7 protein-coding genes and 3 rRNA genes are annotated in these 16,051 nt (G+C 67.0%); 7 read left to right on the top strand and 3 right to left on the bottom strand.

The features are described from left to right. Positions 1-122 precede the first annotated feature (122 nt). Positions 123-2,123 (bottom strand): sigma-70 family RNA polymerase sigma factor, encoded by a 2,001-nt coding sequence (locus NUT86_RS19385; RefSeq protein WP_274736674.1) that lies wholly within the window; start codon positions 2,121-2,123, stop codon positions 123-125. Positions 2,124-2,453: 330 nt separating this feature from the next. Next, positions 2,454-3,329 (bottom strand): TetR/AcrR family transcriptional regulator, encoded by an 876-nt coding sequence (locus NUT86_RS19380; protein ID WP_159487649.1) that lies wholly within the window; start codon positions 3,327-3,329, stop codon positions 2,454-2,456. 446 nt (positions 3,330-3,775) lie between these two features. Here NUT86_RS19380 and NUT86_RS19375 point away from each other — a divergent pair, with 446 nt between their 5' ends. Together NUT86_RS19375 and NUT86_RS19370 are read left to right on the top strand one after the other, a co-directional pair. Beyond that, positions 3,776-5,155 carry an NAD(P)/FAD-dependent oxidoreductase gene (locus NUT86_RS19375; protein ID WP_274740549.1) on the top strand — a complete coding sequence of 460 codons (1,380 nt, stop codon included), beginning with the start codon at positions 3,776-3,778 and terminating at the stop codon, positions 5,153-5,155. A 311-nt stretch (positions 5,156-5,466) separates the two neighbouring features. Then, the gene (locus NUT86_RS19370) at positions 5,467-7,284 is read left to right on the top strand and encodes an ATP-binding SpoIIE family protein phosphatase (protein ID WP_274736673.1); all 1,818 of its coding nucleotides are present in this window, start codon (positions 5,467-5,469) and stop codon (positions 7,282-7,284) included. Positions 7,285-7,381: 97 nt separating this feature from the next. Here the strand turns inward: NUT86_RS19370 and NUT86_RS19365 are convergent, their stop codons facing one another. Then, a complete protein-coding gene (locus tag NUT86_RS19365) occupies positions 7,382-8,680 on the bottom strand; it encodes an MFS transporter (protein WP_093646935.1) in 1,299 nt (432 codons plus the stop codon). 186 nt (positions 8,681-8,866) lie between these two features. Here NUT86_RS19365 and NUT86_RS19360 point away from each other — a divergent pair, with 186 nt between their 5' ends. The 5 genes from NUT86_RS19360 (at position 8,867) to NUT86_RS19340 (ending at position 16,046) form a co-directional block, all read left to right on the top strand. Continuing rightward, positions 8,867-9,427: a MarR family winged helix-turn-helix transcriptional regulator gene (locus tag NUT86_RS19360; protein ID WP_018092694.1), complete on the top strand. Its 561-nt coding sequence runs from the start codon at positions 8,867-8,869 to the stop codon at positions 9,425-9,427. A gap of 737 nt (positions 9,428-10,164) precedes the next feature. Next, positions 10,165-11,693, top strand: a 16S ribosomal RNA gene (locus NUT86_RS19355). Between the two features lie 300 nt (positions 11,694-11,993). Further along, positions 11,994-15,113, top strand: a 23S ribosomal RNA gene (locus NUT86_RS19350). A gap of 74 nt (positions 15,114-15,187) precedes the next feature. Then, a 5S ribosomal RNA gene (gene rrf, locus NUT86_RS19345) occupies positions 15,188-15,304 on the top strand. The 16S, 23S and 5S rRNA genes sit together here, the layout of an rRNA operon. 73 nt (positions 15,305-15,377) lie before the next feature. Then, positions 15,378-16,046, top strand: coding sequence for an HAD family hydrolase (locus NUT86_RS19340; RefSeq protein ID WP_274736672.1), 669 nt, complete (start codon positions 15,378-15,380; stop codon positions 16,044-16,046). Positions 16,047-16,051 lie beyond the last annotated feature (5 nt).

Raw genomic sequence — 16,051 nt, 5'->3', positions numbered from 1 at the left:
GGAAAACAGGGGCCGTTGACGCCTCAGCGGTAGGTGCCCCGGAGGCCGTTGGCACCTCAGCGGTAAATGCCCCAGAGGCCGTTGACGCCTCCGCCACAGGTGATCCAGAGGCCGTTGGCGCCTCAGCGACAGGTGATCGTCGACTGGGCCCAGTCCGCCAGGGCCGCCGCACCGAAGGGCGTCGCCGGATCGGTCACCAGCCGCAGGGTCTTCCGGCCCGCCAGCGGGACGTGCAGGGGTACGGCCGGCTCCCCGCCGCGCACCATCGGCGACCGCCACAGCGGCACACCGTCCGCGTAGACGGAGAACCGCAGCGCGCCCGGTCCCGGACTGACGTCATCGACGCCCGCCACGGCGTCAAAGGCGGTGCACCGGCGGTTGAGGTCGATGGTCACCGACGACCGCGCATGCACGCTCACCCCGTGCGCATACCTCGTACCGGCGATCTGCGGTGCCTGCCGCTGCCACAGCCAGCTGCTCCCCAGGGTGCGGACCTCCGGCCTGCTGCCGTCCCCCATGAAGTCGTGGGCGAGCGCATTGACCCGGTACGAGGTCGGGGCGGGCAGCGGCGGTGTCGGGGTGGGCTCGGGTGGCGTGGGCCGGGGCGGTGTCGGCTCGGACGGTGTGGGCCGGTGGGGCGGCGCCGGGGTCGAGGGCGGCTTCGGGGCGGGCGTCGGCTCCTGCGGGGCCGCCGTCGGCGTGGGCTTCGGCGCGGTGCCCGGCTTGTGCTCCGGGTCCGGCTTGTGTGTCGGGTCGGGCTTGCGCGTCGGGGCGGGGGCGGCGCCGCCCGCCGGCGGCAGTGAGGGATGCGACGCTCCGGGCGCCGGCTGCTGCGGTGCGGACGGGGCCGGCCGCGGGGACTGCGCCCGCGCTTCCGGCGCCGGCTCCGGGGAGGCGGTCAGCGCCAGCGAGAGCGCCGCGCCCGCCACCACCGCCGCCCCGATCCCGATCCCGGCCTTGACCGTGCCGCCCAGCCCCTTGCCCACGGCGGCACCACCGGCACCTCCCGTCGCCCCGGACCCGCCGCTCCCGGCAGCCGCGGCCGCACCGGCCGCCACTCCCGCCGCGCCCGCCACCGCGGTCTTGACGGCGTACCCGGCGGCGAGCCAGCCGAGGAACGCGACCGGCAGCAGCGCACCGATCCGCTGATTGACGTCCGCGACCTCCAGCGCGGCCAGCCGGCACCGGGGGCAGGCGTCCAGGTGCTTGCGCAGCCCCCGTTCGGCCCGCATCCGCAGCCCGCCGCGGGCATAGGCGCCGAGCCGGTCGGCGTACCGGGCGCAGTCGCCGCCGGCGGTCAGCGACTGGCTGACATGGGCCTGCAGATACGCCTGCTTGAGGCCCTCGCGGGCGCGGTGCGCCAATACGGCGGTGGCGTTCGCGGTCAGCCCGAGCAGCGGGGCGACCTCGCTCGGCAACTCGTCCTCGACCGTGGTGTGCCACAGCACCGTCTGATACCGCTCCGGCAGACTGCGGAACGCCCGCACGGCCATCGACCGCTCGGCCTCCTGCATGGCGCGCACATCCGCGCCCAGGTCCAGGGTGGCGTCGTCGACCGGCACATCGGCCGAGGCCACCGCGAACACCGCGAAGTCCTCGACCAGTTGCTCCCGCCGCGCGGTCTGCGCCCAGGAGGCGGCCACCCGGCGGACGGTCGTCAGCAGATAGGCACGCACCGCGGATTCCGGGCCCGCCCCGCCGCGCACCGCCTGAAGCGTGCGGGCGAAGACCTCGCCGGTCAGATCCTCCGCGGTGTGCACGTCCCGGCAGCAGCTCCGTGCGTAGCGCCGGACCGCCGCGGCGTGCCTGCGGTACATCTCCTCGTACGCACTGTCGTCGCCGGCCCGCAGATCGGAGAGCAACTGGGCGTCGGACGGCGGGAGTTCACCGTCCTCGGGGCCGGCGGCCGGGCCCGCGCCGCGGGAGGGCTCCCGCTGCGGCGGCACACTGTGCCCCGCGCCCTCCGGGACATCGGCGCGATCGTGCGGCCCCTTTGGCCCGCCGGCCGGGGGAGTCGCCCCCAACGGCCCGCTCTGGCCGGGGACCTGCCCGGACCGCGCCCCCTCGTGCTCGCCCGCCCCGGCCGCACCGTCGCGCCGCTCGTCCCGCCCGTCAACACCCATCGCCGAGGCTCCCGAAGCCGCTGTCCCAACGGAATACCGCGCAAGCGTGCCACACCGGGCCCCGGCGGTTGAGGGTCCTGACGGCCATCCACTCATCCGGGGTGCACACGCGGACGACCGCACGGGCGTTCACCCGTACGGGCCATGCTGCACAGACGGCCCACACCGTGCGCGGCCCTCGTACGGGCCGTGTTGTGTGCGACATCCGGACGCGCTCCCCGGCACGCGGACAGGGTGCTCCCCGGTCCACGGACGGCACCGTCCCGCGGCCCGGCCCCGCCCCGTGGACCCGGCGCTCGGGTCCACCCGGACGGAGCCGGCCGCCGGACCTCACCGGGCCGGGCGCGAGCGCAGCCCCTCCAGCAGAATTTCCAGCAGCCGCGCGGACGCGGCCTGCTGCTGACCGGGATCGGGCAGCGTGGGCGCTCCCGTGGCGATCACTAAAAGGATGTCCGAGACCGTCACATCGGCGCGCAGCTCACCGGCCGTCTTGGCGCGCTCCACGAGCCGCCCCACGACGTCCAGCAGCGCGTCGGCTCCGGTCGCCTCCTCGGCGGAGGCCGGCGCGGCCTCCTGGGTGTCGCGCCGTTCGGCCGGCCGGAAATCGGCGGCCGCCCCGTCCGCGGCGGGTGCCGTGCGCTGCTGCGGCACCCGTGCCTCGCTCAGGCCGTCCGGCACCCGCGGCCCTTCCGCGCCGTCCGCCGTCGGCCCCGCGGACCGGTCGGCGTCCGCGTTCACCCGCAGGATGCCCGGCGGCAGCAGCCGTCCGGCACCCGAGGCGACCGACGTCCGCAGAAAGCGGGACAGCGCCGACCACGGGTCGTCCTCCTGGCCCAGTGCCGTACGCGCCTGGTCCGTCAGCCGTGAGGTCTCCTCCTCGGCTATCCGGCGGACCAGTACGTCCTTGCTCGGGAACCGGCGGTAGACCGTGCCGACCCCGACGCGGGCCCGCCGCGCCACGTCCTCCATGGGCGCGCCGTACCCCAGCTCGCCGAACACCTCGCGTGCGGCGCGCAGTACGTGCTCCAGATTGCGCTGGGCGTCCACCCGCAGTGGTGTGCTGCGGCCGCCCGTCCCCGTACCGGCACCGTTGGTCACCGCGGTGCCGTTGCTGTGGGGTCTGCTGTTCTCGCTACTGCTCCCGGCGCCGTCGTGGGCATGTGCCACAGCGACAGTGGTCGGCCATTGAGAGCCCTGAATGTGCATAGTGATCCCCCGGTAATGACGTCTCCCCCCGGAGACTCCCCGCCCTGACAGTCAGGGCGTACCGACGAGAGGGTGCACCCCAACGAGATACGAACATAGTTGAGCTCGGGTCAAGAATGAAGGGGGCGTTCCGCACAATGCGCCCCCCGATCGGCCCAAGGCGTCTGATCCGCCCCGATTACGCCCCCGCTCTTCCTTCGCCACCCGCCCCCTGACCAGCGCACCTCGCCCCGGACAGCCGGAATGCGTCGTTCCGTCCCCAGGGCCGCGCCCGGTCATACATTTCGACGGGGCTGTGGACAAAGGCGCTCCGGGGGTGCGTCATGGAACAGTGCTGTGCTTTCCCGGGGGTGCAGCTCCCGAAGCGGGCCGCGCGGCCGGCCGGCTTTCGGATCGGTGCCGCCCCGGGCCTGGTCGACACCGCGAGGAGAACCTCTGTGAAGACTGTGTCTTCGAAAGACGTGACGCGCATTCTCGTTGTCGGCGGTGGCTACGTGGGGATGTATACCGCCCTGCGATTGCAACGGAAGCTCAAGCAGGAACTCCGGCAGGGCACCGTCGAGGTCATCGTGGTCGACCCCGAGCCGTACATGACGTACCAGCCGTTCCTGCCCGAGGCCGCGGCCGGCTCGATCTCCCCGCGCCATGTCGTCGTACCGCTGCGCCGGGTGCTGCCGCAGTGCAAGGTCGTCATCGGCGAGGTCACCGACATCGACCACGACGCCCGCAGGGCGACCCTCACCACCCTGGCCGCGGAGGAGACCGGCAACGGCGCCATGGAGGTGGCGTACGACGAACTGGTCCTCGCCCCGGGCTCGGTCTCGCGCACCCTGCCCGTCCCGGGTCTGGCCGACGTCGGCATCGGCTTCAAGACGGTCGAGGAGGCCATCGGACTGCGCAACCACGTCCTCGGACAGCTCGACATCGCCTCCTCCACCCGCGATCCCGCGATCCGCGACGCCGCGCTGACCTTCGTCTTCGTCGGCGGCGGCTACGCGGGCGTGGAGGCACTGGCCGAACTGGAGGACATGGCCCGCTACGCCGTCCGCTACTACCACAACATCAAGCCCGAGGACATGAAGTGGATCCTGGTCGAGGCCACGAACCGGATCCTGCCCGAAGTGGGCCCGGACATGGGCGGCTACGCCGTACGGGAGCTGCGGGCCCGCAATATCGACGTACGGCTGGAGACCCGGCTGGAGTCCTGTGAGAAGCATGTCGCCCAGCTCAGCGACGGCTCCCGCTTCCCGACCCGGACCCTGGTGTGGACCGCGGGCGTCAAACCGCATCCCATCCTGGCCAAAACCAAACTGCCGCTGAACGGCCACGGCCGCCTCAAGTGCACCCCCGCGCTCCAGGTGGACGGTGTCGAACACGCCTGGTCCGCCGGGGACGCGGCCGCGGTCCCCGACCTGACGGCCGAGCCGCCCGCCGGGTCCGACGCGCCCCGCGTCCTGTGCGCCCCCAATGCCCAGCACGCCGTCCGCCAGTCCAAGGTCCTCGCCGAGAACATCGCGGCGGCGGTGCGCGGCGGCCCGATCGTGGACTACGCGCACACATACGCCGGTTCGGTGGCCTCGCTCGGCCTGCACAAGGGCGTCGCGCATGTCTACGGGCGCAAGCTGAAGGGCTACCCGGCGTGGTTCATGCACCGCGCCTACCACCTCAGCCGGGTGCCGACCTTCAACCGCAAGGCGCGGGTGCTCGCCGAATGGACCCTCGCCGGCCTGTTCAAACGCGAGATCGTCTCGCTCGGCTCGCTGGAGAACCCGCGCGCCGAGTTCGAACTCGCCGCGGGAACCGGACGGCACAACGAAGCCAGTTGACGCGCCGTACCCCCACGAGTGTTGAGGTGCCGTCAGCCCTGGGACGGCCGGATGTTCCGGAGCGCGGAACTCCACAGCGGCACCCCGGCGTCTGACGGATGTCCGTCCGGTCGGCCACACTGGACGTGTGACCATGGGTGGGCTCGTATCTGCAAAGAGTGACAATCACGAGGATTCTGGACGTTTGCTGCATTCCGCAAAGGGGCGCCGAGAGTGTCCCCAGCCGACCGTCCCCCGGCCCCCGGCCGGGAGATCCCGCCATGCCGACGGCCCGATCCCGCGCGACGACGCGAAGTAAGAGGTACCCCTCCGTGATCTTCACGCGCTGGAGCGCCAAACTCCCCGGCACACAGCGGCGCGCCGCCGCGCGGTCCGACCGCGCCGCACCCCGCCCCGCACCCGGCACGCCGGCCGTCCCGCCCACCGCGGCCCCGGCGCCGTCCGACGTGCCCGCGGTGGCGGACGGCGTCCCGTCCGCCCCGACGGCCGCCACCACCGGCTCCGTCCCCGCGGCCCGCGCCGAGCACACCGACCCGGCCCCCGCCCAGGACCGCACCCCCGCGACCCTGCCGCCCACCGTCGACGCCCTCTCCGTCCACGACATCCTGGGCACCATCCCCGCCCTGGTCGCCGTCGTCTACGGCCCCGAGCACCGCCTCGCCTACGTCAACGGCGCCTACGCCTCCGTCTTCGGCCCGCGCCCGGCCGGCCACACCGCCCGCGAAGCCCTCCCCGAGCTCGACGCACTCGGCCTGCTCCCCCTGATGGACCAGGTCCTGCGCAGCGGCAAACCACGTACGGTCAAGTCCCGCAAGGTCCCCGGCGGCGCCGGCGGCGACCGCACCCGCGACGGCTACTACACCTTCACCTGCACCCCGATCGAGGTCGCGGCGAGCGGCCCGGCCCCCGACCCCGAGGTCGCCTGCGTCGCCCCGCACAAGGGCGTCCTGGTCTTCGGCGCCGAGGTCACCGACCAGATCGAGTCCGCCGAGCGGCTGCGGGCCAGCGAAGCGCGCCAGCGCGAGGCCGCGGTCACCCTCCAGCGCTCCCTCCTGCCCCAGGAACTGGAGCAGCCCGACGACCTCTGCGTCGCCGCCACCTACCAGCCCGGCGGCACGGACGCCGCGGTCGGCGGCGACTGGTACGACGTCATCACCCTCGGCGCCGGCCGCACGGCCCTGGTCATCGGCGATGTCATGGGCCGCGGGGTGCGCGCCGCCGCCGTCATGGGCCAGCTGCGCACCGCGGTCCGCGCCTACGCCCGCCTCGACCTCCCGCCCCACGAGGTCCTGCAGCTCCTGGACGGCCTGGCCGCCGAGATCGACGCCAGCCAGATCGCCACCTGCGTCTACGCCGTCCACGACCCGAACGAGGGCCGCCTGGTCTACGCCTCGGCCGGCCATCTGCCCATCCTCGTCCGCGACCCCGACGGCACGGTCCACCGCGCCGCCGAACCGACCGGCCCGCCCCTGGGGACCGGCGGCTGGCTGCACACCTCGGGGTCCGTCCCGCTGGGTCCCGGCAGCAGCGCCGTCCTCTACACGGACGGCCTCGTCGAGCGCCGCGACAAGGACATCGACCACGGTGTCGAGGCCCTGGAGCGCGCCTTCGCCGGTGCGGCCGGCGCCCCCGACATCGTCTGCGACCGCCTGTTGCGTTCCCTGGGCATCACGGCCACCCACGACGACGACGTCGCCATCCTCGTCCTCCAGCACCCCGCCCGCACCGGCCATGACGCCGAGCTGTTCCACAACGCCGCCCTCGAACTCCACGGCGGCACCGAAGCGGCCCCGCGCGCCCGCGCCTTCGCCTCCGGCGTCCTCGCCTCCTGGCGCTTCTCGCCCGAGCTGCACGACCTCGGCGTCCTGGCGGCCAGCGAACTGGTCGCCAACTCCCTCCAGCACGGCACCCCGCCGATGCGCCTGCGCCTGCGCCGTACGGACCGCCGTCTGATCGTCGAGGTCACCGACGGCGACGACCACCTCCCGCGCCGCCGCCGTGCCGAGCCCGCCGACGAGGCCGGCCGGGGCATCTCCATCGTCGCCACCATCGCCTCGTCCTGGGGCTCCCGCCGCACCCCGGGCGGCGGCAAGGCCGTCTGGTGCGAATTCGCGCTGCCACGGGGATAGCCGTACGACAACGGCCCCGGCCCCGGTCCGATGGGACCGGCGCCGGGGCCGTGCTCGACCGTCAGGTCTCTCAGTGCTCGCGGTTCTCTCAGTTCTCTCAGGTCCCGCAGGGCACCGCGGCCGACTCGGCCGGCACCCGCGCCGCGGGCACCGCCGCCACCGCACGGTGCGGATTGTCCTGGTCCGGCCGCAGCATCCGCCCCAGCCACCACGACAACCCGGTGATCCCCAGCGCGCAGACCACCAGCATCCCTATGTACGCCGCGTACATCCCGTGCCCCACCATCAGCGCTCCCACCGCCGGACCAACCGCCAGCGCCAGCTGTTTGACCAGGGCGAACGCCGAGTTGTACTGACCGATCAGCGAGGCCGGCGCCAGATCGGCCACCAACGGAGCCACCGTCGGCGACAGCAGCGACTCACCGATACCGAACAACGCGTACGTCGAGATCAGCAGCATCGTCGCCACCATCTGCGCGCCGTGCACCAGCCCCGACAGCCCGGCGGCGAGCCACGCCACCGTCCAGATCATGCCGACCAGCGCCATCACCCGGCTGCGGCGCCGCCGCTCGACCAGCTTGAGCACCACGAACTGCGCCGCCACGATCGCCGCCGTATTGGCCGCGAGCGCAATGCCCAGGCTCGACGGCGCGATCCGGGTGACCTCGGTGGCATACGCCGCCAGCCCCGACTCGAACTGCCCGTAGCAGGCGAAGAACAGCACGAACCCCAGCACACACAGCCACACCATCCGCCGGTCGGCGAACATCGCCCGCCAGGCACCCTTGGCCCGCTCCTCGGTCGGCACCGCGTCCTCGACCTTCGGCGCCCGCGGCAGCCGTACGGTCGCCACCGCCGCGCCGAGCACCAGGAACATCACGGCCTCGATGGCGAACAGCCGCACAAAGCTCGATGCGTGCGACTCGTCGACGAGCAGCCCGCCGACCAGCCCACCGACACCCAGCCCCAGGTTGTTCAGGAAGAACTGGGTGGCGAACGCCCGCGACCTGGTCAGCGTCGTCGAGCACCACACGATCATCGTGGCGAGCGCCGGCTGAATGACCGCGATCCCGGCACCGAGCGCGATGGCCGACGCGATGACCAGCGGCTCCGTGGCGGACAGCCCGAGCCCCAACGCACCGACGGCGGCGGAGACCGTACCGGCGATGGCCACCGGCAGCGGTCCGCGCCGGTCGATCGCCCGACCGGTCAGCGGCAGGACGACGAGCGCGGCCACCGCCAGCATCGCCAGCACCACACCGGCCGTGCTCGCACCAAGATCCCGCACCTTCGCCACATAGACGTACAGATACGGAACGGTGAAGCCGTTCCCGAACGCACTCAGCGCGTTCCCGAGCTGGATCCGGCGCAACGCGGCGCCCATCGCGGTGGTCACACTCACCTACCTAGGTCAGGTCGTCAGACGAACAAGGGGAGAACCAAGGAGCCAGACAGACGCCAGGGCGAGACCGGTCCGAGGTCGGACAGTCTCACCCTGAAGACTTCAACTCTAAAGTTCGAAGTTAAAGAGTACACGTCGAAGAACTTCAACGCCAATGACTTCCATGTCATACTGCGCCGCATGCCTGAGCCCTCCGATGCGGCCGCCGACGCTGCCGAGCCGAGCCTCGAGGAACAGATCGCGGCCTACCAGCGCGAATTCCAGGACCTCGACCCCCAGGTGGAGCAGGTCGTCTCCGCACTGCAGCGCCTCAACCGACGGATGAACGTCGCCTACGGACGACAGACCGCCACGCTCGGCCTGAGCAACGCCGAATGGGAGGTCCTCAAGGCCCTCGTCGTCTCCGGAGCCCCCTACCAATTGGGCCCCGGCGAACTCGCCAAGCGCCTCGGCCTCACGCCGGCCGCCATGACCCACCGCATCGACCGCATGGCGAGCGAGGGGCTGGTCACCCGGGATCGCGACGAGACCAACCGCGTCCGCGTCATCGTCGAGCTGACCCGCGACGGCCGCGAGAAGTGGCTCGAGGCGATGCGCCTGGCCTCGGTCTTCGAGGAGGACCTTCTCCAGGACCTCTCCGGCGAGGAACGCCAGCTCCTCGGCCAGGTACTGACCCGTCTGCTGCGCCGCGTCGAGGACGCCCAGCCGGACGCCGACGGGCGTCTGAGCGACCTTGACTGACGCGAGTTGACACGGCCTTGCCCCGTCCGTAGTGTTCTCCGAGTTGCCACAGAGCCGGAACGGTTCTGCGACGACCATCCCGCCGCTTCGCGGCACACCACTACTGCACGGCCCCTCGCCGGGAACAATTTCGGCATGCCGGAATTCGGACCGCGACGTGATTATGCGTCAACGAGGAATCCCGCTAAAGTAGTGATCACGCCGAAAGGCGCGGCAGCCTGAATAGCCGCACCCCGGCAGAACCCCCTCCGACGGGGATTCGGAAACGAATTCGGACCGGCAACGGACCGAAACGGATCTGATAGAGTCGGAAAGGCCGAAAAGCGAAAGCGAAGCGGCCGACCCCGCTCCAACAGGGGGCCAGAGACGGAAACGGATCTGGTACGGTTGGAAACGCGAAGAAGCCGAAAGGCGGAAACGCACCGGCGAAAATCGGGCCCGCAAGGATCTGATAGAGTCGGAAACGCAAGACCGAAGGGAAGCGCCCGGAGAGCCTGGTGAAACAGGCACAAAGGAAGCGTCCGTTCCTTGAGAACTCAACAGCGTGCCAAAAGTCAACGCCAGATATGTTGATACCCCGTCCACCGGAAACACTCCGGAGGATGAGGTTCCTTTGAAAAGCCCACCACGGCCCAAGCGGTCGGGGTGGCACACACAGCGAGGACGCTGTGAACGAGAGGGCTTATTCCGCCCACTCGTTCCGCTCTCGTGTGTGTTGACCCGATTACGGGTAAACATTCACGGAGAGTTTGATCCTGGCTCAGGACGAACGCTGGCGGCGTGCTTAACACATGCAAGTCGAACGATGAACCTCCTTCGGGAGGGGATTAGTGGCGAACGGGTGAGTAACACGTGGGCAATCTGCCCTTCACTCTGGGACAAGCCCTGGAAACGGGGTCTAATACCGGATACGACTACCGACCGCATGGTCTGGTGGTGGAAAGCTCCGGCGGTGAAGGATGAGCCCGCGGCCTATCAGCTTGTTGGTGGGGTGATGGCCTACCAAGGCGACGACGGGTAGCCGGCCTGAGAGGGCGACCGGCCACACTGGGACTGAGACACGGCCCAGACTCCTACGGGAGGCAGCAGTGGGGAATATTGCACAATGGGCGAAAGCCTGATGCAGCGACGCCGCGTGAGGGATGACGGCCTTCGGGTTGTAAACCTCTTTCAGCAGGGAAGAAGCGAAAGTGACGGTACCTGCAGAAGAAGCGCCGGCTAACTACGTGCCAGCAGCCGCGGTAATACGTAGGGCGCAAGCGTTGTCCGGAATTATTGGGCGTAAAGAGCTCGTAGGCGGCTTGTCACGTCGGATGTGAAAGCCCGGGGCTTAACCCCGGGTCTGCATTCGATACGGGCAGGCTAGAGTTCGGTAGGGGAGATCGGAATTCCTGGTGTAGCGGTGAAATGCGCAGATATCAGGAGGAACACCGGTGGCGAAGGCGGATCTCTGGGCCGATACTGACGCTGAGGAGCGAAAGCGTGGGGAGCGAACAGGATTAGATACCCTGGTAGTCCACGCCGTAAACGTTGGGAACTAGGTGTGGGCGACATTCCACGTCGTCCGTGCCGCAGCTAACGCATTAAGTTCCCCGCCTGGGGAGTACGGCCGCAAGGCTAAAACTCAAAGGAATTGACGGGGGCCCGCACAAGCAGCGGAGCATGTGGCTTAATTCGACGCAACGCGAAGAACCTTACCAAGGCTTGACATACACCGGAAAACCCTGGAGACAGGGTCCCCCTTGTGGTCGGTGTACAGGTGGTGCATGGCTGTCGTCAGCTCGTGTCGTGAGATGTTGGGTTAAGTCCCGCAACGAGCGCAACCCTTGTTCTGTGTTGCCAGCATGCCCTTCGGGGTGATGGGGACTCACAGGAGACTGCCGGGGTCAACTCGGAGGAAGGTGGGGACGACGTCAAGTCATCATGCCCCTTATGTCTTGGGCTGCACACGTGCTACAATGGCCGGTACAATGAGCTGCGATACCGCGAGGTGGAGCGAATCTCAAAAAGCCGGTCTCAGTTCGGATTGGGGTCTGCAACTCGACCCCATGAAGTCGGAGTTGCTAGTAATCGCAGATCAGCATTGCTGCGGTGAATACGTTCCCGGGCCTTGTACACACCGCCCGTCACGTCACGAAAGTCGGTAACACCCGAAGCCGGTGGCCCAACCCCTTGTGGGAGGGAATCGTCGAAGGTGGGACTGGCGATTGGGACGAAGTCGTAACAAGGTAGCCGTACCGGAAGGTGCGGCTGGATCACCTCCTTTCTAAGGAGCATCTAGATCTCGCAAGAGATCCAGAGCCACTACGTCGGCAAATGTTCGACGGTGGTTAGCTCATGGGTGGAACGTTGACTATTCGGCGCACTTGATTGGTTGTCACTAGTACTGCTTCGGCGTGGAACGTGGGGATTGATGGAGTGGGCCGGGCGCGCTGTTGGGTATCTGAGGGTACGGACTGTGAGTCTGGACCTTCGCGATGCCGGCCCCAGTGAACTCAGCCTTCGGGTTGGGGTGGTGGGTGGCTGGTCGTTGCTTGAGAACTGCACAGTGGACGCGAGCATCTGTGGCCAAGTTTTTAAGGGCGCACGGTGGATGCCTTGGCACCAGGAACCGATGAAGGACGTGGGAGGCCACGATAGGCCCCGGGGAGCTGTCAACCGAGCTTTGATCCGGGGGTGTCCGAATGGGGAAACCCGGCAGTCGTCATGGGCTGTCACCCGCTGCTGAACACATAGGCAGTGTGGAGGGAACGCGGGGAAGTGAAACATCTCAGTACCCGCAGGAAGAGAAAACAACCGTGATTCCGGGAGTAGTGGCGAGCGAAACCGGATGAGGCCAAACCAGTCACGTGTGATACCCGGCAGGGGTTGCGTGGTTGGGGTTGTGGGAGTTCTCTTTTGCAGTCTGCCGGCTGTGAGGCAAGTCAGAAACCGTTGGTGTAGGCGAAGGACATGCGAAAGGTCCGGCGTAGAGGGTAAGACCCCCGTAGCTGAAACATCAACGGCTTGCTTGAGAACCACCCAAGTAGCACGGGGCCCGAGAAATCCCGTGTGAATCTGGCGGGACCACCCGTTAAGCCTAAATATTCCCTGGTGACCGATAGCGGATAGTACCGTGAGGGAATGGTGAAAAGTACCGCGGGAGCGGAGTGAAATAGTACCTGAAACCGTGTGCCTACAAGCCGTGGGAGCGTCGCGCAGAGACTTGTCTCTGCGTCGTGACTGCGTGCCTTTTGAAGAATGAGCCTGCGAGTTTGCGGTATGTTGCGAGGTTAACCCGTGTGGGGAAGCCGTAGCGAAAGCGAGTCCGAATAGGGCGTTGAGTAGCGTGCCCAAGACCCGAAGCGGAGTGATCTAGCCATGGGCAGGTTGAAGCGGAGGTAAGACTTCGTGGAGGACCGAACCCACCAGGGTTGAAAACCTGGGGGATGACCTGTGGTTAGGGGTGAAAGGCCAATCAAACTCCGTGATAGCTGGTTCTCCCCGAAATGCATTTAGGTGCAGCGTCGTGTGTTTCTTGCCGGAGGTAGAGCACTGGATAGGCGATGGGCCCTACCGGGTTACTGACCTTAGCCAAACTCCGAATGCCGGTAAGTGAGAGCGCGGCAGTGAGACTGTGGGGGATAAGCTCCATGGTCGAGAGGGAAACAGCCCAGAGCATCGACTAAGGCCCCTAAGCGTGTGCTAAGTGGGAAAGGATGTGGAGTCGCAGAGACAACCAGGAGGTTGGCTTAGAAGCAGCCATCCTTGAAAGAGTGCGTAATAGCTCACTGGTCAAGTGATTCCGCGCCGACAATGTAGCGGGGCTCAAGCACACCGCCGAAGTCGTGTCATTGCAGTAATACTCCTAACGGAGGCTGTGATGGGTAGGGGAGCGTCGTGTGCCGGGTGAAGCAGCCGTGGAAACGAGTTGTGGACGGTTCACGAGTGAGAATGCAGGCATGAGTAGCGATACACACGTGGGAAACGTGTGCGCCGATTGACTAAGGGTTCCTGGGTCAAGCTGATCTGCCCAGGGTAAGTCGGGACCTAAGGCGAGGCCGACAGGCGTAGTCGATGGACAACCGGTTGATATTCCGGTACCCGCTTTGAAACGCCCAATATCGAATCCATTAATGCTAAGGCCGTGAAGCCGGCCTGGAGTCTTCGGACAAAGGGACGTGGTGGAGCCGCCGATCCAAGGTGGTAGTAGGTAAGCGATGGGGTGACGCAGGAAGGTAGTCCAGCCCGGGCGGTGGTTGTCCCGGGGTAAGGGTGTAGCCCGTCATCTAGGCAAATCCGGATGACTTGAGGGTGAGACCTGATGCCGAGCCGATTGTGGTGAAGTGGATGATCCTATGCTGTCGAGAAAAGCCTCTAGCGAGTTTCATGGCGGCCCGTACCCTAAACCGACTCAGGTGGTCAGGTAGAGAATACCGAGGCGTTCGGGTGAACTATGGTTAAGGAACTCGGCAAAATGCCCCCGTAACTTCGGGAGAAGGGGGGCCATTGCTGGTGATGAGTCTTGCACTCTGAGCTGGTGGTGGCCGCAGAGACCAGCGAGAAGCGACTGTTTACTAAAAACACAGGTCCGTGCGAAGCCGTAAGGCGATGTATACGGACTGACGCCTGCCCGGTGCTGGAACGTTAAGGGGACCGGTTAGTCAACTTTCGGGTTGGCGAAGCTGAGAACTTAAGCGCCAGTAAACGGCGGTGGTAACTATAACCATCCTAAGGTAGCGAAATTCCTTGTCGGGTAAGTTCCGACCTGCACGAATGGCGTAACGACTTCTCGACTGTCTCAACCATAGGCCCGGTGAAATTGCATTACGAGTAAAGATGCTCGTTTCGCGCAGCAGGACGGAAAGACCCCGGGACCTTTACTATAGCTTGATATTGGTGTTCGGTTCGGCTTGTGTAGGATAGGTGGGAGACTTTGAAGCGGCCACGCCAGTGGTTGTGGAGTCATTGTTGAAATACCACTCTGGTCGTGCTGGATGTCTAACCTGGGTCCGTGATCCGGATCAGGGACAGTGTCTGGTGGGTAGTTTAACTGGGGCGGTTGCCTCCTAAAGAGTAACGGAGGCGCCCAAAGGTTCCCTCAGCCTGGTTGGCAATCAGGTGTTGAGTGTAAGTGCACAAGGGAGCTTGACTGTGAGACTGACGGGTCGAGCAGGTACGAAAGTAGGGACTAGTGATCCGGCGGTGGCTTGTGGAAGCGCCGTCGCTCAACGGATAAAAGGTACCCCGGGGATAACAGGCTGATCTTCCCCAAGAGTCCATATCGACGGGATGGTTTGGCACCTCGATGTCGGCTCGTCGCATCCTGGGGCTGGAGTCGGTCCCAAGGGTTGGGCTGTTCGCCCATTAAAGCGGTACGCGAGCTGGGTTTAGAACGTCGTGAGACAGTTCGGTCCCTATCCGCTGTGCGCGTAGGAGTCTTGAGAAGGGCTGTCCCTAGTACGAGAGGACCGGGACGGACGAACCTCTGGTGTGCCAGTTGTCCTGCCAAGGGCATGGCTGGTTGGCTACGTTCGGAAAGGATAACCGCTGAAAGCATCTAAGCGGGAAGCCTGCTTCGAGATGAGGACTCCCACCCCCTTTGAGGGGTTAAGGCTCCCAGTAGACGACTGGGTTGATAGGCCAGATATGGAAGCCCGGTAACGGGTGGAGTTGACTGGTACTAATAGGCCGAGGGCTTGTCCTCAGTTGCTCGCGTCCACTGTGTAGGTTCTGAAGTAACGACCTGTGTTTTTGCCGGGTTGGTTAACTTCATAGTGTTTCGGTGGTCATTGCGTTAGGGAAACGCCCGGTTACATTCCGAACCCGGAAGCTAAGCCTTTCAGCGCCGATGGTACTGCAGGGGGGACCCTGTGGGAGAGTAGGACGCCGCCGAACAATCATTGTGGGAAAGCCCCGCACCTCATGGTGCGGGGCTTTTCTGCGTTCAGGGCTCGGTACGCTCATGAGCATGCGCTATGGCCTGGTCATTTTCGATAACGATGGCGTCCTGGTGGACAGCGAGCCGGTCTCCAATCGGATTCTTGCCGACTACCTCACCGAATTGGGTCATCCGACCACCTATGAAGATTCGCTGCGCGACTACATGGGCGGTGCGATGCACCGTATACACGAGGTCCTGCTGGAGCGGTCCGGAAAGCGGCTGCCGGCCGGGTTCGACGAGAGCTTTCATGCGCGGGTCTTCGAGGAGTTCCGCAGGAGTCTGGAGCCGGTGGCGGGCGTGGGCGAGGTGCTGGGGAAGCTGGACGCGGACGGGGTGCCGTACTGCGTCGGGTCGTCGGGAAGCCATGAGCGCATTCGGGTGGCGTTGACGAAGACCGGGCTGTGGGAGCGGTTCGCAGGGGCCGGGAGTGCTGCCGGTGCGCGCATCTTCTCGTCGCAGGACGTGGGGCGGGGGAAGCCGGCGCCGGATCTCTTTCTGTATGCGGCGCAGGAGATGGGTGTGGCGCCGGAGCGGTGTGCGGTGGTGGAGGACAGTCCGCTGGGGGTGCGGGCCGCGGTCGCCGCGGGGATGGACGTCTACGGCTTCACGGCGATGACGTCGGCGGAGAAGCTGGCGGAGGCCGGGGCCACCGCGCTGTTCGCCCAGATGGCGGAGCTGCCGGCGCTGTTGCAGTAGGGGCA

Source organism: Streptomyces sp. G7(2002) (genome assembly GCF_028870195.1).
Classification (GTDB): Bacteria; Actinomycetota; Actinomycetes; order Streptomycetales; family Streptomycetaceae; genus Streptomyces; species Streptomyces nigrescens.
The sequence above is the reverse complement of the archived record's forward strand: the minus strand, read 5'-3'. Positions and strand labels throughout refer to the sequence as shown.

Coding starts and splice junctions, on each gene's coding strand:
- NUT86_RS19360 (WP_018092694.1), top strand. CDS start 8,867: ATGCCTGAGCCCTCCGATGCGGCCGCCGACGCTGCCGAGCCGAGCCTC.
- NUT86_RS19385 (WP_274736674.1), bottom strand. CDS start 2,123: ATGGGTGTTGACGGGCGGGACGAGCGGCGCGACGGTGCGGCCGGGGCG.
- NUT86_RS19380 (WP_159487649.1), bottom strand. CDS start 3,329: ATGCACATTCAGGGCTCTCAATGGCCGACCACTGTCGCTGTGGCACAT.
- NUT86_RS19340 (WP_274736672.1), top strand. CDS start 15,378: ATGCGCTATGGCCTGGTCATTTTCGATAACGATGGCGTCCTGGTGGAC.